The organism is Vibrio sp. Vb1729, from assembly GCF_033338655.1.
Taxonomy (GTDB): Bacteria; Pseudomonadota; Gammaproteobacteria; order Enterobacterales; family Vibrionaceae; genus Vibrio; species Vibrio alginolyticus.
Window position 1 is genome coordinate 90,312 of record NZ_JAWOTB010000005.1, and the last position, 21,065, is coordinate 111,376.

The 21,065-nt window shown below is 45.4% G+C and carries 16 protein-coding genes; 10 read left to right on the forward strand and 6 right to left on the reverse strand.

Going from position 1 to position 21,065, the window contains the following annotated elements; all coding sequences use genetic code 11:
• The first annotated feature begins 33 nt into the window (after positions 1-33).
• The 8 genes from gltB (at position 34) to R7E29_RS02695 (ending at position 10,668) form a co-directional block, all read left to right on the forward strand.
• Complete coding sequence (gltB, locus tag R7E29_RS02660; protein WP_033906097.1) at positions 34-4,497, forward strand: glutamate synthase large subunit; 4,464 nt, start codon at positions 34-36, stop codon at positions 4,495-4,497.
• 20 nt (positions 4,498-4,517) lie between these two features.
• Entirely contained in the window at positions 4,518-5,930 is a 1,413-nt protein-coding gene (locus tag R7E29_RS02665) for an FAD-dependent oxidoreductase (RefSeq protein ID WP_054576668.1), read from the forward strand.
• Positions 5,931-6,021: 91 nt separating this feature from the next.
• On the forward strand, positions 6,022-6,450 hold the full coding sequence (locus R7E29_RS02670; protein ID WP_047102022.1) for a DUF1499 domain-containing protein: 429 nt from the start codon (positions 6,022-6,024) through the stop codon (positions 6,448-6,450).
• A gap of 63 nt (positions 6,451-6,513) precedes the next feature.
• Positions 6,514-7,209: a 5'-methylthioadenosine/S-adenosylhomocysteine nucleosidase gene (gene mtnN, locus R7E29_RS02675; protein WP_005381837.1), complete on the forward strand. Its 696-nt coding sequence runs from the start codon at positions 6,514-6,516 to the stop codon at positions 7,207-7,209.
• Positions 7,210-7,220: 11 nt separating this feature from the next.
• The gene (locus tag R7E29_RS02680) at positions 7,221-8,174 is read left to right on the forward strand and encodes a cobalamin biosynthesis family protein (RefSeq protein WP_054576667.1); all 954 of its coding nucleotides are present in this window, start codon (positions 7,221-7,223) and stop codon (positions 8,172-8,174) included.
• Positions 8,174-8,995, forward strand: coding sequence for a vitamin B12 ABC transporter substrate-binding protein BtuF (btuF, locus tag R7E29_RS02685; RefSeq protein ID WP_017633625.1), 822 nt, complete (start codon positions 8,174-8,176; stop codon positions 8,993-8,995). The genes R7E29_RS02680 and btuF overlap by 1 nt, the downstream gene beginning before the upstream one ends.
• A gap of 69 nt (positions 8,996-9,064) precedes the next feature.
• Complete coding sequence (locus R7E29_RS02690; protein WP_005387377.1) at positions 9,065-9,685, forward strand: TRIC cation channel family protein; 621 nt, start codon at positions 9,065-9,067, stop codon at positions 9,683-9,685.
• Between the two features lie 128 nt (positions 9,686-9,813).
• Positions 9,814-10,668, forward strand: coding sequence for a LysR family transcriptional regulator (locus R7E29_RS02695; protein WP_054576666.1), 855 nt, complete (start codon positions 9,814-9,816; stop codon positions 10,666-10,668).
• Here the strand turns inward: R7E29_RS02695 and R7E29_RS02700 are convergent.
• Positions 10,610-11,389: a TSUP family transporter gene (locus R7E29_RS02700; RefSeq protein WP_017821480.1), complete on the reverse strand. Its 780-nt coding sequence runs from the start codon at positions 11,387-11,389 to the stop codon at positions 10,610-10,612. The two genes, R7E29_RS02695 and R7E29_RS02700, sit on opposite strands and share 59 nt — an antisense overlap.
• A 304-nt stretch (positions 11,390-11,693) precedes the next feature.
• Between R7E29_RS02700 and R7E29_RS02705 the strand changes: the two genes are divergently transcribed.
• Both R7E29_RS02705 and R7E29_RS02710 read left to right on the forward strand, forming a co-directional pair.
• Positions 11,694-12,563, forward strand: coding sequence for a hypothetical protein (locus R7E29_RS02705; RefSeq protein ID WP_054576665.1), 870 nt, complete (start codon positions 11,694-11,696; stop codon positions 12,561-12,563).
• Positions 12,560-12,985: a hypothetical protein gene (locus R7E29_RS02710; protein WP_054576664.1), complete on the forward strand. Its 426-nt coding sequence runs from the start codon at positions 12,560-12,562 to the stop codon at positions 12,983-12,985. Before R7E29_RS02705 ends, R7E29_RS02710 begins: the two co-directional genes overlap by 4 nt.
• Positions 12,986-13,307: 322 nt before the next feature.
• On the opposite strand, the gene carB is transcribed toward R7E29_RS02710, so the two are convergent.
• The 5 genes from carB to R7E29_RS02735 all read right to left on the reverse strand — a co-directional run.
• On the reverse strand, positions 13,308-16,541 hold the full coding sequence (gene carB / locus R7E29_RS02715; protein WP_005381854.1) for a carbamoyl-phosphate synthase large subunit: 3,234 nt from the start codon (positions 16,539-16,541) through the stop codon (positions 13,308-13,310).
• A 16-nt stretch (positions 16,542-16,557) separates the two neighbouring features.
• Positions 16,558-17,697: a glutamine-hydrolyzing carbamoyl-phosphate synthase small subunit gene (gene carA / locus R7E29_RS02720; RefSeq protein ID WP_017821483.1), complete on the reverse strand. Its 1,140-nt coding sequence runs from the start codon at positions 17,695-17,697 to the stop codon at positions 16,558-16,560.
• Between the two features lie 481 nt (positions 17,698-18,178).
• Positions 18,179-18,988 carry a 4-hydroxy-tetrahydrodipicolinate reductase gene (dapB, locus tag R7E29_RS02725; protein WP_005381860.1) on the reverse strand — a complete coding sequence of 270 codons (810 nt, stop codon included), beginning with the start codon at positions 18,986-18,988 and terminating at the stop codon, positions 18,179-18,181.
• A 110-nt stretch (positions 18,989-19,098) separates the two neighbouring features.
• Positions 19,099-19,497, reverse strand: a complete 399-nt coding sequence (mutT, locus tag R7E29_RS02730; protein WP_005387387.1) for an 8-oxo-dGTP diphosphatase MutT — start codon at positions 19,495-19,497, stop codon at positions 19,099-19,101.
• Positions 19,498-19,652: 155 nt separating this feature from the next.
• A partial coding sequence (locus R7E29_RS02735) for an SEC-C metal-binding domain-containing protein (RefSeq protein WP_318082383.1) occupies positions 19,653-21,065 on the reverse strand: 1,413 nt, incomplete at its 5' end.

Consider the following 21,065-nt stretch of genomic DNA (forward strand, 5'->3'; position numbering starts at 1 on the left):
TCGGGATGACGGATAAGCAAAGGGAGAATTGCAATGGCTCTTTATGATCCAAGTCTTGAGAAAGACAACTGTGGATTTGGCTTGATCGCGCATATGGAAGGCGAACAAAGCCACAAGCTGGTACGTACAGCAATTTCTGCACTTGACCGCATGACTCACCGTGGTGGTATCGCCGCCGATGGTAAAACTGGTGATGGTTGTGGTCTTCTATTACAAAAGCCCGATTCCTATTTACGTCTTATTGCCGAAGAAAATGGTTTCAACCTTGGCAAGCAATACGCCGTAGGGATGATTTTCTTCAACCAAGATCCAGTCAAAGCTCAACTCGCTAAAGACATCGTCAACAAAGAACTGGCGCAAGAGACGCTAACTGTGGCTGGTTGGCGTGAAGTACCAACTAATTCAGAAGTACTCGGTCCAATTGCGGCCAACTCGCTTCCAAATATTCAGCAAGTCTTTATCTCTGCACCGGCAGGTTGGCGCGAGCGTGACATTGAACGTCGTCTCTACATCGCACGCCGTCGCATCGAGAAACAAATCACCGAAGATCCGGATTTCTACATCTGTAGCTTGTCGACTCAAGTTTTGGTGTACAAAGGCCTATGCATGCCTGCGGACTTACCGCGCTTTTATCTTGATCTTGCCGATCTACGTATGGAATCTGCTATCTGTCTGTTCCACCAGCGTTTTTCTACCAACACTCAACCGCGTTGGCCATTAGCTCAACCGTTCCGCTACCTTGCTCATAATGGTGAGATCAATACCATTGAAGGTAACCGACAATGGGCACGCGCTCGTGCTTATAAGTTCTCGTCACCACTGCTGCCTGACCTACAAACTGCAGCACCGTTTGTGAACGAGACAGGCTCAGACTCGTCTAGCTTAGATAATATGCTAGATCTCTTCTTAGCTGGCGGCATGGATATCTTCCGTGCCATGCGTATGCTCGTACCGCCAGCATGGCAAAACCACCCGGATATGGATCCGGATTTGCGTGCGTTTTACGATTTCAACTCCAAACACATGGAACCATGGGATGGCCCAGCAGGTATCGTACTGTCCGATGGTCGTTATGCTGCTTGTAACCTAGACCGAAACGGTCTACGTCCTGCGCGTTATGTAATTACCAAAGACAAGCTGATCACTCTGGCATCTGAGGTAGGGATTTGGAATTACGCCCCAGATGAAGTTGCCAAAAAAGGTCGTGTAGGTCCGGGGGAATTGCTCGTCATCGACACTCGTAAAGGTAAGCTTTGGCAATCTAGCGAGATCGATAATGATCTGAAATCTCGTCACCCTTATCGCGAATGGATGGAGAACAACGTTCGCAAACTAACGCCGTTCTCTCAGCTGCCTGAAGATCAAGTAGGTGAGCGTAGCTTTGATGAAGACTTGCTTAAGACTTATCAAAAGCAGTTTGCCATGAGCAATGAAGAAGTCGATCAAGTATTGCGTGTCCTAGGTGATATGGGGCAAGAAGCCGTCGGTTCGATGGGTGATGACACCCCGATGGCGGTTCTTTCTTCGAAAGAGCGCTTGGTGACTGATTACTTCCGTCAGAAGTTCGCGCAGGTCACCAACCCACCAATCGATCCACTGCGTGAGAAACACGTCATGTCGCTGGCGACCAGCATCGGTCAGGAAATGAATGTCTTCTGTGAAACCGATGGCCACGCGCATCGTGTAACCTTTGATTCTCCAGTACTGCTCTATTCAGACATGCAGCAACTACTAGAGCTGAGTGACGATCACTACCGTAATACCATTCTCGATATCAATTACGACCCACAACAAAAAGATCTTAAACAAGCCATTAATGATCTGTGTGAGCAAGCAGAGCAAGTCGTTCGTGAAGGCACGGTTTTAGTGGTGCTTTCGGACAGAGCCTTGGTCAAAGGTAAGTTGCCAATTCCGGCAGCAATGGCAGTCGGCGCCGTTCAAACTCGTCTGATTGACGCGAACTTGCGTTGCGATGCCAACATTGTTGTCGAAACCGCAACAGCCCGTGATCCACACCAATTTGCCGTCTTGCTTGGTTTTGGTGCCACTGCGGTTTACCCATACCTTGCTTATGAAGCGTTAGGTAAACTGATTGATGATAAAGCGCTAGAGAAAGACTACCGCGATGTGATGCAAAACTACCAATACGGCATCAACAAAGGCCTGTACAAGATCATGTCGAAAATGGGGATCTCAACCATCGCCTCTTACCGCTGCTCACAACTATTTGAAGCAGTTGGCTTGAGCCAAGATGTGGTCGATCTGTGTTTTAAAGGCGTCACAACTCGAATTGAAGGCGCGAATTTTGACGACTTCCAGCAAGATCTTACAAACTTATCTCGTAAAGCATGGGCGAAACGCAAATCGATTGATCATGGCGGCTTGTTAAAGTACGTCCATGGAGGTGAGTATCATGCTTACAACCCGGATGTTGTCGGCACGCTGCAACAGGCCGTTAAATCTGGCGAAAGTAACGACTATCAGAGCTTTGCTAAGCAGGTAAACCAACGCCCTGTTGCCATGCTGCGTGACTTAATGTCGCTGAAAAAATCAGACTCACCGCTGCCACTTGAGCAAATAGAACCACGCACTGAACTGTTCAAACGCTTTGACTCAGCGGCAATGTCCATTGGCGCACTTAGCCCAGAAGCGCATGAAGCACTTGCAACGGCGATGAACCGTCTTGGTGGTTACTCTAACTCGGGTGAAGGCGGTGAAGATCCTCGCCGTTTCGGTACTGAGCGTAACTCACGTATCAAACAGATTGCTTCTGGCCGATTTGGTGTAACGCCGCATTACCTGACTAATGCGGATGTACTGCAAATCAAGGTGGCACAAGGTGCGAAACCGGGTGAAGGTGGACAGCTACCAGGACACAAAGTCACCGCAGAAATCGCAAAACTGCGTTATTCGGTACAAGGCGTGACTCTGATCTCCCCTCCTCCGCATCACGATATCTATTCGATTGAAGATTTGGCCCAGCTGATCTTCGACCTTAAACAAGTCAACCCGAATGCGCTGGTTTCGGTAAAACTCGTCTCCGAGCCAGGTGTCGGCACCATCGCAACGGGTGTAGCCAAGGCTTACGCTGATCTTATTACCATTTCGGGTTACGACGGTGGTACCGCAGCAAGCCCATTAACTTCGGTAAAATACGCTGGTAGCCCTTGGGAGTTGGGGTTGGCAGAGACACAACAAGCTCTGGTTGCTAATGGTCTGCGTCATAAGATCCGCCTACAGGTAGACGGTGGTCTAAAGACTGGTTTAGACGTAGTTAAAGCCGCAATTTTAGGTGCAGAAAGCTTCGGTTTTGGTACTGCGCCAATGGTCGCTATGGGTTGTAAGTTCCTACGAATTTGTCACCTCAACAACTGTGCAACTGGGGTTGCGACTCAAGACGAGACACTGCGTAAAGAATACTTCAAAGGTCTACCAGAAATGGTGATGAATTACTTCATCGGCCTGGCAGACGAAGTGCGCGGATTACTCGCCGAACTTGGCGTTGAAAAGCTGACGGACTTGATTGGTCGTACCGATTTACTTGAGGCAGTAGAGGGATTTACAGCGAAACAGACCAAGCTGGATCTATCCAATATTCTAGAAGCTCCAGTATCACCTGAGGGCCATCCGCTATTTTGGACAGAGCCAAACAAACCGTTTGATAAAGCTGAGCTCAACCAAAAGATCGTTGATGATGCCATGCATGCGGTCGAAAACAGTCAATCGGCAAGTTTCTTCTACAATGTCATCAACACTGATCGTTCTGTTGGTGCACGCTTATCTGGCGAAATAGCAAAACGCTATGGCAACCAAGGGTTGGCGGCTTCCCCTATCAAAATCTATCTTGACGGCACCGCAGGCCAGTCCTTTGGTGTTTGGAACGCAGGTGGTGTAGAGCTTTACCTCACGGGCGATGCGAACGACTACGTGGGCAAAGGCATGGCGGGTGGTAAAGTGGTTATCAAACCTCACCTTGGCACTGCATTTAAGTGTAATGAAGCAACCATCATTGGTAACACCTGTCTGTACGGCGCGACCGGCGGTAAACTATTTGCAGCCGGTAAAGCAGGTGAGCGTTTCGGCGTACGAAACTCAGGTACGATAGCCGTCATTGAAGGTGCTGGCGATAACGCTTGTGAGTACATGACTGGCGGTATTGTTGCCATTCTTGGTGCGACAGGTGTGAACTTTGGCGCGGGTATGACTGGAGGCTTTGCCTATGTTCTGGATGAGAACCAAAGCTTTGAAGGTCGAGTTAATACTGAGTCTGTCGAAGCCATCTCATTGTCCGATCTTTACATCCACCAAGAACATTTGCGTGGCCTAATTGCGGAACACCTTGAAGAAACAGGGTCGAGTCATGCTGAAAATATTTTGGCGAACTTTGATGAATGGATTCCAAAGTTCTATTTGGTGAAACCACAAGCGGCAGATCTTCGCACGCTACTTGGTCACCAGAGCCGCAGTGCCGCAGAGCTGCGTGTTCAAGCACAGTAATCATGGAGGATGTTTGAATCATGAGCCAGAACGTTTATCAATTTATCGATGTGCAGCGTGTAGATCCTGCGAAAAAGCCTATCAAAGTTCGTAAGATCGAGTTCGTTGAAATCTATGAACCGTTCACTAAACAACAGGCGACTGCACAAGCGGATCGCTGCTTAGATTGTGGCAACCCATATTGTGAATGGAAATGCCCAGTCCACAACTACATCCCTCAATGGTTAAAACTTGCCAATGAAGGTCGTATTCTTGAAGCGGTTGAACTATCGCATCAAACCAACAGCCTACCGGAAGTATGTGGGCGCGTTTGTCCTCAAGACCGCCTATGTGAAGGTTCATGCACGCTTAATGATGACTTTGGTGCCGTCACCATCGGTAACATAGAAAAGTACATTACCGACAAAGCGTTTGAAATGGGCTGGAAGCCAGATATGTCCAATGTGGAGTGGACCGATAAAAAGGTCGCAATCATTGGAGCAGGCCCAGCTGGCTTGGCTGCCGCGGATATCCTAGTGCGCAATGGCGTTAAGCCAGTCGTGTTTGACCGCTACCCTGAAATTGGAGGCCTTCTGACCTTCGGTATTCCTTCCTTCAAGCTTGAAAAAGGCGTGATGGAAAACCGCCGCCGTGTGTTCACTGAAATGGGCGTCGAGTTCCGCATGAACATGGAAGTAGGCAAAGATGTCCAAATGCAAGAGCTACTTGATGAATACGATGCTGTTTTCTTGGGCGTTGGCACCTATAAATACATGCGTGCAGGTCTAGATAATGAAGATGCGCCGGGTGTGTATGACGCGCTGCCATTTTTAGTTTCGAACACCTACAAAGTCATGGGTCTTGAGAGTAACCAACCCTTTATCGATATGGCAGGAAAGAAAGTCGTCGTACTGGGTGGTGGTGATACCGCAATGGACTGCGTTCGTACCTCAATTCGCCAAGGTGCCTCCAACGTAGTTTGTGCTTATCGTCGTGATGAGGCCAACATGCCAGGCTCTCGTCGCGAGGTAAAAAACGCAAAGGAAGAAGGCGTGAAGTTCATGTTCAACCTTCAGCCTTTGGGAGTTGAAGTGGATGCGTCAGGCAAAGTCTCGGGGGTCAAAGTGGTGAAAACCGCACTTGGTGAACCTGATGAAGCGGGTCGCCGACGTCCAGAGCCCGTTGAAGGCAGCGAGCACGTTCTACCAGCAGACGTTGTTATCATGGCGTTTGGTTTCCAGCCGCACAAAATGGACTGGTTAGCACCGTTTGATGTCGATTTGGATCAATGGGGTCGTATCAAAGCCCCAGCGAAGCAAGAGTTCCAGTTCCAGACCAGCAACGAAAAGATCTTCGCGGGTGGCGATGCGGTACGAGGTTCTGATCTTGTCGTAACCGCAATTGATGAAGGACGAAAAGCGGCAGAAGGCATTCTCGATTACCTCGAAGTTTAATCACTGTTAACGTCTCAAAAAGGATCCTACTATTGGATCCTTTTTTCTTTTATTACATATAATTAAATTCCTATGATAAGGGATAAAACCAATGAAAAAAGCCGCTCTCCTTTCCATTACTTTGCTCGGCTTAACCGCTTGTAGCCAAGGAGTCAAAACCATGACGGATCGTTCTCAATCACCTTGTGGTGACAAACCAAACTGCGTCTCCACCCAAGACACGCGAGAAAAATACAACCTAACGCCATTCATCTTAGTGGATTCAGCGAACATCGACGCTATTGAGCAAGTTGCGCTTGAACTGCCAGGCGCGAAAACCGCGGTGAAAGAAAGCAACTACCTTCGTATCGAGTGCACATCTAAAATCATGCGCTTCGTGGATGACCTCGAACTAAAAATAGCAGGAGACCAACTGATTGTGCGCTCGGAATCTCGTGTGGGCTACTCTGACTTTGGCGTAAACAGAAAGCGCGCCGATCAATTACGACAAAAGCTCACTCAAGCTAAGCTCATCAAATAGAAAACTGCCAACGGGGAGTGCTATACTCTCGGCCAACTAAAATATTTACCTAAAGAGAGTGTTATGAAAGTTGGTATCATCGGTGCGATGGAACAAGAAGTGACCATCCTGAAGCAAGCAATTACAAACTGCAAAACTGTAAATAAAGCAGGTTGTACGTTTTTCTCTGGTCAAATTAACGATGTCGAAGTCGTCGTACTACAATCGGGCATCGGTAAAGTTGCAGCGGCAGTGGGCACGACAATCCTTCTTGATGAATACCAACCAGACGTTGTGATTAACACAGGCTCTGCTGGCGGTTTCGATTCAAGCTTAAACCTTGGCGATGTAGTTATCTCTACAGAAGTTCGTCATCACGATGCAGACGTAACCGCTTTTGGTTATGAAATTGGCCAAATGGCCGGTCAACCAGCTGCATTCAAAGCGGATGACAAGCTAATGGACTTAGCCGAAAAAGCCCTAGCACAAATGGAAAACACTCATGCGGTTCGCGGCCTAATTTGTACTGGCGATGCGTTTGTTTGTACTGCTGAGCGTCAAGAGTTTATTCGTAAACACTTCCCGTCAGTTATCGCTGTAGAAATGGAAGCATCTGCTATCGCTCAAACTTGTCATCAATTCAACACTCCGTTTGTTGTTGTGCGTGCAATCTCTGATGTCGCTGATAAAGAATCACCAATGAGCTTTGATGAGTTCCTACCTCTAGCAGCAAAAAGCTCTTCCGAAATGGTATTCAAAATGCTGGAACTCATTAAGTAAACGACTCATTCATGGAAGAAGTTTTTCAGTCATTTTATGCCAACGGTGCGCTCCTTATAATGTGGGGCGCACTGATCTTGCACCTTCTAGTGCCAATCCCCCATTCAGCGCACCCCATCACTTTATGGCGAAAGCTAGCAGAACAGCTAGCCAACAAAGTGAACAATAATCACAATTACTCACAGAGTGTAATCTCAGGCAGTCTTGCATTAGGCTTGATGCTGTTTCCTTGCTTGATATTACTGATTGCAGTAAAGCCATTTGTTTGGCAAATCCCTTTATATGAACTGGTTCTATTGATCATTGCGCTAGACTGGCGCAACAGCGAAACGTTAACGAAACAGCTCGTCACAAGTATCTCTTCGGAAGACAAAGCCCAATGTCGAGCATTACTGCAACCATATCTTAATCGCGACACTGGTAGCCTCTCGATCGTTGGCATAGGTAAAGCTGGCTCAGAAACCCTGATTATGGGATACAGCCGCAACGTGATCGGCGTGCTATTTTGGTACGCACTAACAGGTGGTATTGGTGCGTTAATGTATCGACTCACAACAGAATTAGCGCGAGTGTGGTCCCCTAGCCGACGCCAATATTTGCCCTTTGGTAAACCTGTGATTCAACTGGTTGCTACTCTGGATATTATTCCACTTCGTCTCTTTGCCATACTTTTAGCTGCCGGAAAGAATACAAGTAATGTGCTCTCTGGAATACAACAGCAAGCGAAGTCTTGGCCCTTACCAGGACCTAGCTGGGTGTTATGTACTATCGGACACAAACTACAACTGTCTTTATGCGGCCCTGCTATCTATCAAGGTGTGCGTGCAGAGCGCGCAAAAATCGGTGGGCGCATTGCGCCATCGGCTATTCACCTTTCACAAATACATACGCTGCTCGTTTGGCGCGTCCTGGCTTGGATCGCAATCCAAAGTTTGCTTTTAGGAATAATTTATCAAGGATTATGATGAATAAATTATGCTTCGCATTAACGCTGTTTGTTTCGACAGCGACCTTCGCTCAACCCGCTCAACGCATTATAAGTTTAGCTCCACATGCCACCGAAATTGCCTTTGCAGCAGGGCTAGGAGAGCAGCTTGTTGCTGTCAGCGAAATGAGCGATTATCCAGAACAGGCAAAGCAGCTAGAAAGAGTCTCAAATTATCAAGGAATTAAATTAGAGCGCATTATTGCTCTTCAGCCGGACTTAGTGATTGCTTGGCCAGCCGGAAACCCCGCTAAAGAGTTGGAGAAAATTAAACAGTTCGGTATTCCTATCTATTACTCCACTACAGGTTCATTAGAAGATATCGCCAATAATATTGAGCAACTCAGCCAATACAGCGAAACTCCACAAGTAGGAAAAAAGGCCGCTGAAGATTTTAGAACGCAGCTGAGTACACTAAAAGAACAGTACAACACGAACGAGAAAGTTAGTTACTTTTATCAGTTGAGTGAAAAGCCTATCATCACTGTCGCTGGAAAGAACTGGCCAAGTGAAGTCTTTACTTTTTGCGGTGGTGAGAACATTTTCGCCGCATCCAGCGCGCCTTATCCTCAAGTTAGCATCGAGCAAGTCATTACTCGCCAGCCAGAGGTTATTTTTACTTCTCGTCACGCAATGAGTAACGATGGTATGTGGGCTGAGTGGAGTAATGAGCTTCTTGCTCTTAAAAACAAACACATCTGGTCCCTAAACTCTGATTGGATTAACCGTCCGACACCACGCACATTGAACGCGATCAAGGAAGTGTGTGAGCACTTTAAAAGCGTTCGTCAAAAACGCTAACGATTTCGTGGCAAATACCGTACAATTTCCGCCCATTTTTTCTCACACTATTTAAAGGTACTAAGTAACATGGACTCCATGCTGCTTTATATGATCGATTTGTTCGGTACCGCTGTTTTCGCTATCTCTGGCGTATTACTGGCGGGCCGTTTAAAAATGGATCCATTCGGCGTTATCGTGCTCGGCAGTGTGACTGCTATAGGTGGCGGAACAATCCGAGACATGGCGCTTGGTGCCACTCCCGTATTTTGGATAACAGATACGACTTACTTATGGGTGATATTTGTTACGTGTCTACTAACCATGCTTGTTATTCGAAGACCCAAGCGACTCTCATGGTGGGTATTACCCGTTTGTGATGCCATCGGTCTCGCTGTATTTGTGGGAATAGGAGTAGAAAAGGCACTCGCCTACAATGCATCTGGGATGGTCGCGGTGATAATGGGGGTTATTACTGGCTGTGGCGGTGGCATTATACGAGACGTGCTGGCTCGCGAAGTTCCTATGGTATTAAGAAGTGAAGTCTATGCTACGGCATGTATTATTGGCGGCATCTTCCATACGATGGCGGTAAACATGGGTTATGACCACTCAACGGCTTTACTCGCTGGTGTAATCTCAACGCTCATTATACGTCTCGGTGCGATTCGTTGGCATCTATCCCTGCCAACTTTCGCCATTAACCGTTAAACACCAACAACATCACTCATTATGGAGTCGACCAAGTGTCGGCTCCTCTCATTTATGCTCATTTGATTCGCCAATTCTTGGGCAATTCGCTAAATTATCTCAACCATTCCTAACTTTCATTAATCATTATGTTGCTTGAAGGTATTGAAACGTTACTTGTCCTCAGTAAAGAAAAAACCATGAGCCGCACAGGCAGTCAACTCTATATTAGTCAATCTGCCGTGAGTAAACGTATTTCAAATCTAGAGAAGAAGTTAGGAAAAAAATTGATAGAGCCAAATGGTCGGCACATAAAGCTGACCTCCGATGGCCTTGCCCTCATAAACACAATAGAACCCACGTTCAATGAGTTAAGAGGAAAAATCCACGATCAACAACAAATAGAAGATACTTCTTTAATCAAAATGGACTGCTCTGAAACCTTAGTGGCGGGATACCTCAGCATGATCATGGCAGAACACTTTGCCCATGATCAGTACATACGAATATCGACCAATCATACGCCACGCATTATTGAGAATGTGAAATCAGGCAAAGCAACATTGGGATTTTGCGCTGGCTATCTACCACCTCATCATGGATTAATGAGCCTTCACCTCGCCGATGAACCTTTCTCAATTGTCAGTCGACATTCACTTTCACAACTACCTAAAGCTATTTTGACCAATGACCTAACTAACCCTGCCAACACATATCAACAAGCTATTTTATCCAAACACGGAATCGAACCTTTGATGGAAATGGATTCGTATACTGCGGCAGCACAACTGGCTTTGGGAGGTATGGCTCCCGCTTTAATCCCTAAATCTATCCTAACGACACTTAATATCACATCTAAGTTCTGCTATGACTTTGAAGAGCTAGATCAGTTAGTTCGACCAATACATATCTGCTTACGTCACAGCACATATCGTAGCGAACGAGTTAAAGCACTGACAGAATCCATTGCTGGTGTTGTTGCCAAAGAAGTTTCGTTGCCATGAGCATCGACATCACTATAACTAGAGGACGAATCCATTTTTGCCCTTTACTTACCACGACCTTCGCCCCTAACTGAGCACCAAGAAAACCGCCAACAGCCATTGTTAAGCCAAGCTTCCACACTGGCAACCCAGCTAAGATAAAAAAGAGTAGTGCCGCAATGTTTGACGTGAAATTGAGGATTTTGGTTCTAGCAGTGGCTTCGACCAAAGAAAAGTGACCTAGTGCAACAAAACAAACAGTAAAAATAGATCCAGTCCCAGGGCCAAAAAAGCCATCATAGAAACCGATCCCGCCACCAATGCATAGCGCAAACATCGCTTCAGATAACTTTGGTTCTCCATCGATTTTTCGCGTACTTGGCGCGAGTAAAAAATAGAGGGAAATGGCTATCAAAAGAACGGGGATCAAACTGGTGAGTACGCTAGCATCAATAAACTGCACAGCCTCGGCACCGATTGCAGCGCCTATAAAAGTGCAGAGTATCGCAAAACGCATTTCCTTTAAGCTAACAATACCGTTACGCACGAAATACCAGCTAGCAGAGAAACTGCCAAACGAACTTTGTAACTTATTGGTTGCTAGAGCTTGAGTCGGACTCAACCCCGCAGCCAAAAGCGCAGGGAGCGTAATGAGCCCTCCCCCACCAGCCATCGCATCAATAAAGCCTGCGGCAGTCGCAACCAAAAATAAGGCCAACAAAATTTCAACCGTGATTTCCACTACACTTCCTTTTTGAAGAGGTATCAAAGAGGAAGAAACGGTAGCATTTATTCACAAAACTACCAATGGAAAGTCAAGACACCAATCTATTCCTAATTTTCATAGAATTAATGCTTAAACTTGACTCCAAACTTTTATATAAAATTTAGTTGTCAGAAAGAATTGAATCACTGTCACAAATCTATTCCTGATAATGAGATCAAACGCTTACCTTTAAATATAAAACTAGACGAATATGAAAGATCTGTTCAGCATGTAGAGTTTACATTGTCAGCGCTCAAGGCCCGATATCTGAGGAAAATACATGACTAGCAACTACCCTTTATCACGACATCAATCCTCAAAAAATAGTGGTAGTATAAGCACCTACCCACTTTATAAATCAAATCATCAACATCGAAATCAAGAAACCATTATCTTATCTATCGATAGCTTCGATATCGTTGTCAAGAACAATGTAAAAGATAAAGCGAAATTAGAACGTTGGGAAAAGATAAAGGGAATGTTTGAAAATACAGCAAACTATTATGCTACAGGACAGGACTTAGTTTTTATAACCAACTTATCAAACTATTTGTACGGAAATAATAGCTCTGTTATCGTTAAAAATTATTCTGGAGCTCCACATATCATACTCACAGGCTCCCCTGCTATGCACTCAAAGCTTTCTGGATTAGGAAAATTTCTTCCCACTCCAACTGTGGCAAAGTTCGCTGTTGGACCAGAAGGGGCATTACAATCCATTAGAAGTGGGGGCATAATAACAATTATCTTAATATCCACATACAGAGTGATTGACTTTTTCCTCAATGACCGTCAAACCTTAGCCAAACTATTTGGTACTTTAGCTAGTGATATAATCACTATCGGGTTATCGTCAGCTGCAGCAGCTATATTTGTAAACTTTGCCGCAGCAGTGGGTGGCAGTGTTGTAACTTTAAGTGCTGGCCCATTATTAGGGGCTATTTTGATAAGCTCGGCTGTAGGTCTTTTATTGAATAGAGAAAATGATAAACGAGGTTTAACACAGAAGTTAATAGCCTCTATAGATATTTACTTAAAGCAAAGAGATATAGAAGCAAAGAGAAGAGCAAAAGAAGAATATAATGAGATTCAACGTAAAACTCAAAGTATGATTTTCTCGCAAGAAATACAGCGAGGTTTGTTACGATGAAAAAAGGGAGTTACGACCGAACGCAAGTGTTTTTTTATTTAATAATTTTATTAGCATCAGCAATATCACTGTTAATATATGGTTTTGATGGATTATCAGACTTTTATCTTAACATCTATAATAATGAAAGTTATTCATCTTTTGATCAGGCTGATATTTTGATTATAGGCTCTAGTTTGATCTTATTTGAATGCTCTAGAATGTCCGTAAAAACATTAAAATCAAATAATTTCCTAACTAAAAGTGAGTTTAAAAGCTCTAGTAAGATATTCCTAACTATATCGGTAACTAGTTTTTTTCTTCTTTATCCCTCGCTACTAGCAGCAGATATTTTTGCAAAAAGTAACGGATACTCTCTTGATACTGAAGAATCAACTTATAACTTAGTCTTAGAAAAAAGAACCTATCGAAGCACTCCATAGTTAGTATGTTTTTAAGCTCGACACTGCTTATTTTAACTTTTTCTAATTACCTATCTGCTTAAAGAGTTATGGTCGGCTTAATACCTCAGTCCTACAGCATTAATTTTGTTGTAGCAAATGGTAGTACTATTTCTTCATCTTTGGGTACATTGCTTGCCATCATTAGCTTAATGATCTTCAAAAGCGAAGCATACCAATCGTTCCTAGCACACTTTAATGCTCTTCATTTTAGAAAAACCTCGATATAAAAAAGCCCGCTCAAATGAGCGGGCAATGAGGTTGTCATGTAAGCCTGATTAATGAGCTTACTGATTTTTATCTGTTACGCGTCTAGACTCGCTTTCACTTTAGCGTGTAACTCTTGAACCGAAGTTACTGACGCTTTTGCGTCTGCAGTATGAGACATACATGTAGCGAACGCTGCATTCAGTGTCGTTGTGTAGTTCACTTTTTCTGCCAGTGCACCACGGCGTAGAACTTTCGAATCTTCAATCGCTTGACGACCAGCAGCCGTGTTTACGATGTAGGTGTATTCGTTGTTCTTGATGCGGTCAAGAATGTGTGGACGACCTTCGTGTACTTTGTTTACCAAACGTGGGTTAATACCCGCTTCGCCCAGAATTACAGCAGTACCGTGTGTCGCATCCAACTGGTAACCCAGTTTCACTAACTTAGAAGCTAGGTCAACAACACGCTCTTTATCACCTTCACGTACAGACAGTAGCGCACGACCACCTTCAGGATAAACCGCACCACAACCTAGCTCTGCTTTAGCGTAAGCTTCTGCGAACGTTGCACCCACACCCATTACTTCACCTGTTGAGCGCATTTCAGGGCCCAATAGAGGGTCAACACCAGGGAATTTGTTGAACGGCAGAACCACTTCTTTCACTGAGTAGTAAGGAGGGATAATCTCTTTAGTAAAGCCTTGTGACTCTAGAGATTGACCCGCCATTACACGTGCAGCGATTTTCGCTAGAGGAGCGCCTGTCGCTTTCGATACGAATGGTACCGTACGAGCAGCACGAGGGTTCACTTCAATTAGATAAACGTCGTTATCTTTCACAGCAAACTGCGTGTTCATCAAACCGCGTACACCGAGTTCGAATGCTAACTTCTCAACTTGCTCACGCATCTTGTCTTGAATTTCCTGACTTAGCGTGTATGCAGGCAGTGAACATGCAGAGTCACCAGAGTGAACACCCGCTTGTTCGATGTGCTCCATGATACCGCCGATAACGACGCGTTCACCGTCACAGATAGCATCAATATCAACTTCGGTTGCATCATCCAAGAAACGGTCTAGCAGAACTGGAGACTCGTTCGATACGCTTACTGCTTCGTTGAAGTAGCGACGCAGGTCTTGCTCGTCGTACACGATTTCCATCGCACGACCACCGAGTACATAAGATGGACGAACAACTAATGGGAAGCCAATTTCTTTCGATTTCTCAACCGCTTGCTCCATCGTTGTTACTGTCGCGTTTTCTGGCTGAAGTAGACCTAAACGGTCAACAGCGGCTTGGAAGCGTTCACGGTCTTCCGCACGGTCGATAGCATCTGGGCTAGTACCAATGATTGGCACACCAGCCGCTTCTAGAGCACGAGCCAGTTTAAGTGGCGTTTGACCACCGTACTGAACAATCACACCTTTTGGTTTTTCAACGCGAGCGATAGACAGTACATCTTCCAGAGTTACTGGCTCGAAGTACAGACGATCAGACGTATCGTAGTCAGTAGATACCGTTTCTGGGTTACAGTTAACCATAATGGTTTCGTAACCGTCTTCACGCAGCGCAAGTGATGCATGGACACAACAGTAATCGAATTCAATACCTTGGCCGATACGGTTTGGACCGCCACCAAGAACCATGATCTTATCTTTGTCTGTTGGGTTTGCTTCACATTCTTCATCGTAAGATGAGTACATGTAAGCCGTGTCAGAAGAAAACTCTGCTGCACATGTATCCACACGTTTGTAAACCGGATGAATATCAAACTGCTCACGAGCACGGCGAATTTCACTTTCAGCGACACCAAGCAATTTAGACAAGCGAGCATCAGAGAAGCCTTTGCGTTTCATCTGACGAAGCACTTCTTTGGTCAAACCTGCGTAGCCGCCCGCCTTGACTTGTTCTTCGAGTTTTACAATTTCTTCGATTTGAACCAGGAACCAGCGGTCGATTTGAGTCAAGTTGAACACACCGTCGACTGACATACCCGCTCGGAATGCATCGGCGATGTACCAGATACGCTCTGCACCTGCTTCTTTAAGTTCGTGACGAATCTTAGTCAGTGCATCTGGCGCTTCCAGATCGACCATCTCATCAAAACCAGTTGCGCCAACTTCTAGGCCACGCAGTGCTTTATGAAGAGATTCTTGTTGGTTACGACCAATCGCCATTACCTCACCAACCGATTTCATCTGAGTTGTCAGACGATCGTTTGCACCAGCAAATTTCTCGAAGTTAAAGCGAGGGATCTTAGTTACGACGTAGTCGATAGTTGGTTCAAATGACGCGGGTGTTGCACCACCTGTGATGTCGTTTTGTAGTTCGTCTAGCGTAAAGCCAACAGCCAGTTTCGCGGCAATTTTCGCAATTGGGAAGCCTGTTGCTTTTGATGCTAGCGCAGAAGAGCGAGATACACGCGGGTTCATCTCGATGATGACCATACGACCATCTTTCGGGTTGATACCAAACTGTACGTTTGAACCACCTGTTTCAACACCGATTTCACGCAGAACAGCTAGCGATGCATTACGCATAAGCTGGTATTCTTTGTCAGTCAGTGTTTGTGCTGGAGCAACCGTGATTGAGTCGCCCGTATGGATGCCCATTGGGTCAAAGTTCTCGATTGAACATACGATGATACAGTTGTCCGCTTTGTCACGAACGACTTCCATTTCGTACTCTTTCCAACCGATTAGTGACTCATCGATAAGAAGTTCGTTGGTCGGAGATAAGTCCAGACCGCGACGACAGATTTCTTCGAACTCTTCTTTGTTGTACGCGATACCACCACCAGTGCCACCCATGGTGAACGATGGACGAATGATACAAGGGAAGCCAACCATATCTAAAACTTTGTAAGCTTCTTCCATGCTCTTCGCTGTATCTGCGCGAGGACACTCAAGGCCGATAGACTTCATCGCTTTATCAAAACGAGAACGGTCTTCCGCTTTGTCGATTGCATCAGCCGTTGCACCAATCATCTCTACGCCAAACTCTGCGAGAACGCCGTGCTTCTCTAAATCTAACGCACAGTTAAGTGCTGTCTGACCACCCATAGTTGGCAGAACTGCATCAGGACGTTCTTTCTCGATGATCTTGCGTACAACTTCCCACTGAATCGGCTCGATGTAAGTCGCATCTGCCATCTCTGGGTCAGTCATAATCGTTGCTGGGTTAGAGTTAACCAGGATAACTCGGTAGCCTTCTTCACGAAGAGCTTTACACGCTTGTGCGCCAGAGTAGTCAAACTCACATGCCTGACCGATAACAATCGGACCAGCACCAAGAATTAGAATACTTTGAATGTCAGTACGTTTTGGCATTATCTACTACTCCGAATTAAGCGCTGTGTTTTTTGATTAGTTCGATAAAGTGGTCAAATAGCGGTGCCGCGTCATGTGGACCAGGGCTCGCTTCTGGGTGACCTTGGAAGCTAAATGCTGGCTTGTCTGTGCGGTGGATACCTTGCAAAGAGCCATCAAATAGCGATACGTGAGTAGCACGTAAGTTTTCCGGTAATGTTGCTTCATCTGCCGCAAAGCCGTGGTTTTGCGAAGTGATCATCACAACGTTACGCTCTAAATCTTTTACTGGGTGGTTTGCACCGTGGTGACCAAACTTCATTTTCACCGTTTGCGCACCTGATGCTAGCGCCAGAATTTGGTGACCTAGACAAATACCAAAAATTGGCAGGCCTTTTTCTAGGAACACTTTGGTTGCTTCAATCGCGTAAGTACATGGTTCTGGGTCACCAGGGCCGTTCGATAAGAATACGCCATCTGGATTTAGTGCCAGAACTTCTTCCGCTGACGTTTCTGCAGGTACAACCGTTAAGCGGCAGCCGCGGTCAACCAACATTCGTAAGATGTTGCGTTTTGCGCCGAAGTCGTAAGCGACAACGTGGTATGGCAGCTCGCTGTCATCTTTCGCCTCTGGAAGTCCACCTTCAAGCGTCCACGAACCTTGTTTCCACTGATACGCTTCTTTTGTTGTAACTTCTTTCGCAAGGTCCATTCCTTTTAAGCCTGGGAATTCTTTTGCTTTCGCTAGTGCCAAAGCTTCGTCTAGGTTATTGCCCGCAACAATACAGCCGTTTTGAGCACCTTTTTCACGCAGGATACGAGTGAGCTTACGAGTATCGATATCAGCGATGCCAACGATATTTTGAGACTTAAGATAATCAGAGAGGGATTGTTCGTTACGGAAGTTAGAAGCGATTAGAGGAAGATCGCGAATCACAAGGCCTTGTGCATGAATGGAAGAGGATTCTTCATCTTCGGAAGTGGTTCCGGTATTGCCAATGTGAGGATAAGTGAGAGTGACGATTTGCTGAGAATAGGAAGGATCAGTGAGGATTTCTTGATACCCCGTCATCGAGGTATTAAAAACGACTTCACCAACGGAAAGACCATCTGCCCCTATGGACACTCCGCGGAACACTGTCCCATCTTCTAGGACCAACAGTGCTAATTTACCCAAGACAACCTCCAGAATAAAAATGCAAAAAAAATAAATCAAACTGCAAACATGCCTTCCTTTACCTATAAAATCTACATAAATAGGTATTTCAGACAAATTGGCGGTATTCTAAAGTTGGACTCGAAACCTGTCAACCTACAATCAAAAATAAATGATTAATTTCTAGCGAGTAAGGTCATTTTGAATCAGTAAGGCCCAAAAAGATAACTTTTACATGCTATTACATAGAGAGGCATAGAGGTTTAATGAATTTTACAAATTTGAACTTTTTAGAGATCACAAAAAAGTATGAGTTTTTCACGCAAACGTTCACACAACAAAAAAGACATTAGTTTTTAGACATCAAAACCCAAAACACCCACAAAACAACCAAAACAACAACAAAAGTAAGCACCAAAATACTTTCTGTTAGAATCATTTCATTTACAACTAATTCTATAGATATAAAAAAGCCGGCTACCGCCGGCGAATAATTATGTATTTAGAGTTCATTCAATCCCAAAACATCTGTCATGGTATAAAAGCCCGCTGGTTTGGCACTCAACCAAACAGCGGCCTTGACGGCGCCATTAGCAAACGTCATACGATCGGTCGCTTTGTGCGTTATCTCCACTCGTTCCCCGATATCAGCAAACATGGCTGTGTGCTCACCGACAATATCGCCAGCGCGAATTGTAGCAAAGCCGATCTCATCTTTAGTACGTTCACCTGTGATACCTTCTCGCGCATAGACAGCTACATCATTCAGCTTGTTGCCCATCGCACCAGCAATGGCTTCGCCCATCCCGATAGCGGTACCAGAAGGAGCATCAACTTTATGACGATGATGTGCTTCGACAATCTCAACATCACAGTAGTCGCCCATCACTTTGGCTGCTTTCTCAAGAAGCTTAAATACTAGGTTCACACCAACAGAGTAGTTAGGAGCCATGACAACAGGCACTTGCTTAGCGGCTTCGTCAATCAGTTCACGCTCTGCATCACTGAAACCAGTCGTCCCAATCACAATACTCTTTCCATGCTTCTTACACAGTTCAAGATTCGCCAACGTACTTACTGGGGCAGTAAAATCGATGATTACATCAAAATTATCGACGTCTTTAGCAAGATCATCCGTTAAGAACACATCGAATTTACCTTCACCACAAAGCTCACCGATATCGACACCGACAAGTGAGGACTCAGGTCGTTCTGATCCCGCGCTCACTGTCGCCTCTGGGTTAAGGTGTGAAGCTTTAACCAAATTACGGCCCATTCGGCCTGCTGCTCCTGCGATTGCAATACGAACCATTGCGCTTTCTCTCCTTCTCTGGATAACGAGGTTTGCTCTCGTTCTCTCGTTTCGCTTAATCTGTTTAAACTAACAACATACCGTGGTTACCACAAGCAAGTTCATCAGGCTTAAGCGAACTCTTTTACGACACGCTCCAAGATAGGCACGTTCGCTTCAGGAAAGGCATAGTTACCCAATTCTCTTATCTCAACCCAGCGACCTTCTTGACCTTCTCGGCCGTAAGGCTCATTACTGAACTTAGATACCGTAATAAAATCAAACTTAAGTGATTTGTCTGGATAGTCATATTCCAAATGCTCGAAAAGGGCTTGCTCAGTAACTTCAATTCCTACTTCTTCTTCAAGTTCTCTTGCTAGAGCATGTTCAATACTTTCTCCTGACTCGACTTTCCCGCCGGGAAACTCCCAAAACCCGCCTTTATGCTTGTCGTCTGGACGCTTTGTAATAAAAATTTTTGATTTGTCTTGGTTAAAAATAATAGCCGCGACTATGTGAATTCTTTTCATAGGGGTTCCTAACTCTCAAGCCGTTACACTTCAACGGTCTTTGCATCTCTAAAACTATCCGATGCTATCAAAACTTATGAAATTCGACAGCCACAGAATTTGCTTAAAAAAAGAGCCGCCTAGGCGACTCTTTAAAAAATTATCTGACTAATACGTTAGTCGATCTTGCCGTGGCACTGTTTATACTTCTTACCACTACCACAAGGGCAAGGCTCATTGCGACCTACTTTACGTTCATCACGTACCATTGGCTGACTTGAACCTTCTTCAGATTCTTCACCTTCAGAAAGAGGGTTTTGTGCTGCTGCGTGTTGCGCTTGAGCACGACGAGCGGCCTCTTCAGCTTGCGCACGACGTTGCTCTTCCATACGTTCAACTTCTTCTTGTTGCTGGACTCGAACGCGAGATAGAACAGTAATCACATCAGTTTTCAGCGCTTCTAGTAGACCTTCAAACAGTTCAAACGATTCACGCTTGTATTCCTGTTTCGGGTTCTTCTGCGCATAGCCGCGTAAGTGAATACCCTGACGCAAGTGATCCATTGCTGCCAAGTGCTCTTTCCAAAGCGTATCCAGAGTTTGAAGCATAACCGATTTCTCGAAGTTACGAAGCACTTGCGCACCCACCACTTCCTCTTTCTCTTTATACACTTCAACGGCTAGATTGATGATCTTCTCGCGTAGCGCCTCTTCGTAAAGCTTATCGTCTTCTTCAAGCCATTGCTTCACTGGCGCATCAAGATCGAAGTCTGCTTTCAGGCGCTCTTGCAGACCTTCAACGTCCCACATATCTTCTAGTGATTGTGGCGGGATGTACTCATCAACAACCGCTGTTAGCACATCTTCACGGTTTTGCTCGATCATACCGCTGATGTCTTCAACGTTCATCAATTCGTCGCGCAGCTCGTAGACAACCTTACGCTGATCGTTCGCCACATCATCGTATTCTAGTAGCTGCTTACGGATATCAAAGTTACGACCTTCCACTTTACGCTGTGCTTTTTCAATTGAGCGAGAAAGCATTTTCGATTCAATTGCTTCACCTTCTTCCATACCACTTTGGATAAGGCTCGCCATACGATCAGAAGTGAAAATACGTAACAAAGAGTCTTCCATAGATAGGTAGAAGCGAGATGAACCCGCATCTCCTTGACGACCAGAACGACCACGTAGCTGGTTATCAATACGGCGAGATTCGTGGCGCTCAGTACCAATGATGTGTAGACCACCAGCATCTAGTACTTGATCATGTACCACTTTCCACTCTGCTTTAATCACATCGATTTGTTCTTGAGTTGGGTTCTCCAAAGCTTCCACTTTTGATTGCCAACTACCGCCAAGCACAATGTCCGTACCACGACCGGCCATGTTGGTCGCGATAGTTACCGCACCAGGCATACCCGCTTCAGCAACAATTTCCGCTTCCTTTTCATGGAATTTCGCATTCAATACGTTGTGTTTGATCTTCGCTTTCTTCAATGCGTTAGAAAGAAGTTCTGATTTTTCAATCGATACTGTACCAACCAATGTTGGCTGACCTTTCGCAACGCGCTCTTTGATATCTTCAAT

Excerpts from the sequence above, each read along its gene's own strand:
- gltB (WP_033906097.1), top strand. The coding sequence starts at position 34 with ATGGCTCTTTATGATCCAAGTCTTGAGAAAGACAACTGTGGATTTGGC.
- R7E29_RS02665 (WP_054576668.1), top strand. The coding sequence starts at position 4,518 with ATGAGCCAGAACGTTTATCAATTTATCGATGTGCAGCGTGTAGATCCT.
- R7E29_RS02670 (WP_047102022.1), top strand. The coding sequence starts at position 6,022 with ATGAAAAAAGCCGCTCTCCTTTCCATTACTTTGCTCGGCTTAACCGCT.
- mtnN (WP_005381837.1), top strand. The coding sequence starts at position 6,514 with ATGAAAGTTGGTATCATCGGTGCGATGGAACAAGAAGTGACCATCCTG.
- R7E29_RS02680 (WP_054576667.1), top strand. The coding sequence starts at position 7,221 with ATGGAAGAAGTTTTTCAGTCATTTTATGCCAACGGTGCGCTCCTTATA.
- btuF (WP_017633625.1), top strand. The coding sequence starts at position 8,174 with ATGAATAAATTATGCTTCGCATTAACGCTGTTTGTTTCGACAGCGACC.
- R7E29_RS02690 (WP_005387377.1), top strand. The coding sequence starts at position 9,065 with ATGGACTCCATGCTGCTTTATATGATCGATTTGTTCGGTACCGCTGTT.
- R7E29_RS02695 (WP_054576666.1), top strand. The coding sequence starts at position 9,814 with ATGTTGCTTGAAGGTATTGAAACGTTACTTGTCCTCAGTAAAGAAAAA.
- R7E29_RS02705 (WP_054576665.1), top strand. The coding sequence starts at position 11,694 with ATGACTAGCAACTACCCTTTATCACGACATCAATCCTCAAAAAATAGT.
- R7E29_RS02710 (WP_054576664.1), top strand. The coding sequence starts at position 12,560 with ATGAAAAAAGGGAGTTACGACCGAACGCAAGTGTTTTTTTATTTAATA.
- carB (WP_005381854.1), bottom strand. The coding sequence starts at position 16,541 with ATGCCAAAACGTACTGACATTCAAAGTATTCTAATTCTTGGTGCTGGT.
- dapB (WP_005381860.1), bottom strand. The coding sequence starts at position 18,988 with ATGGTTCGTATTGCAATCGCAGGAGCAGCAGGCCGAATGGGCCGTAAT.
- mutT (WP_005387387.1), bottom strand. The coding sequence starts at position 19,497 with ATGAAAAGAATTCACATAGTCGCGGCTATTATTTTTAACCAAGACAAA.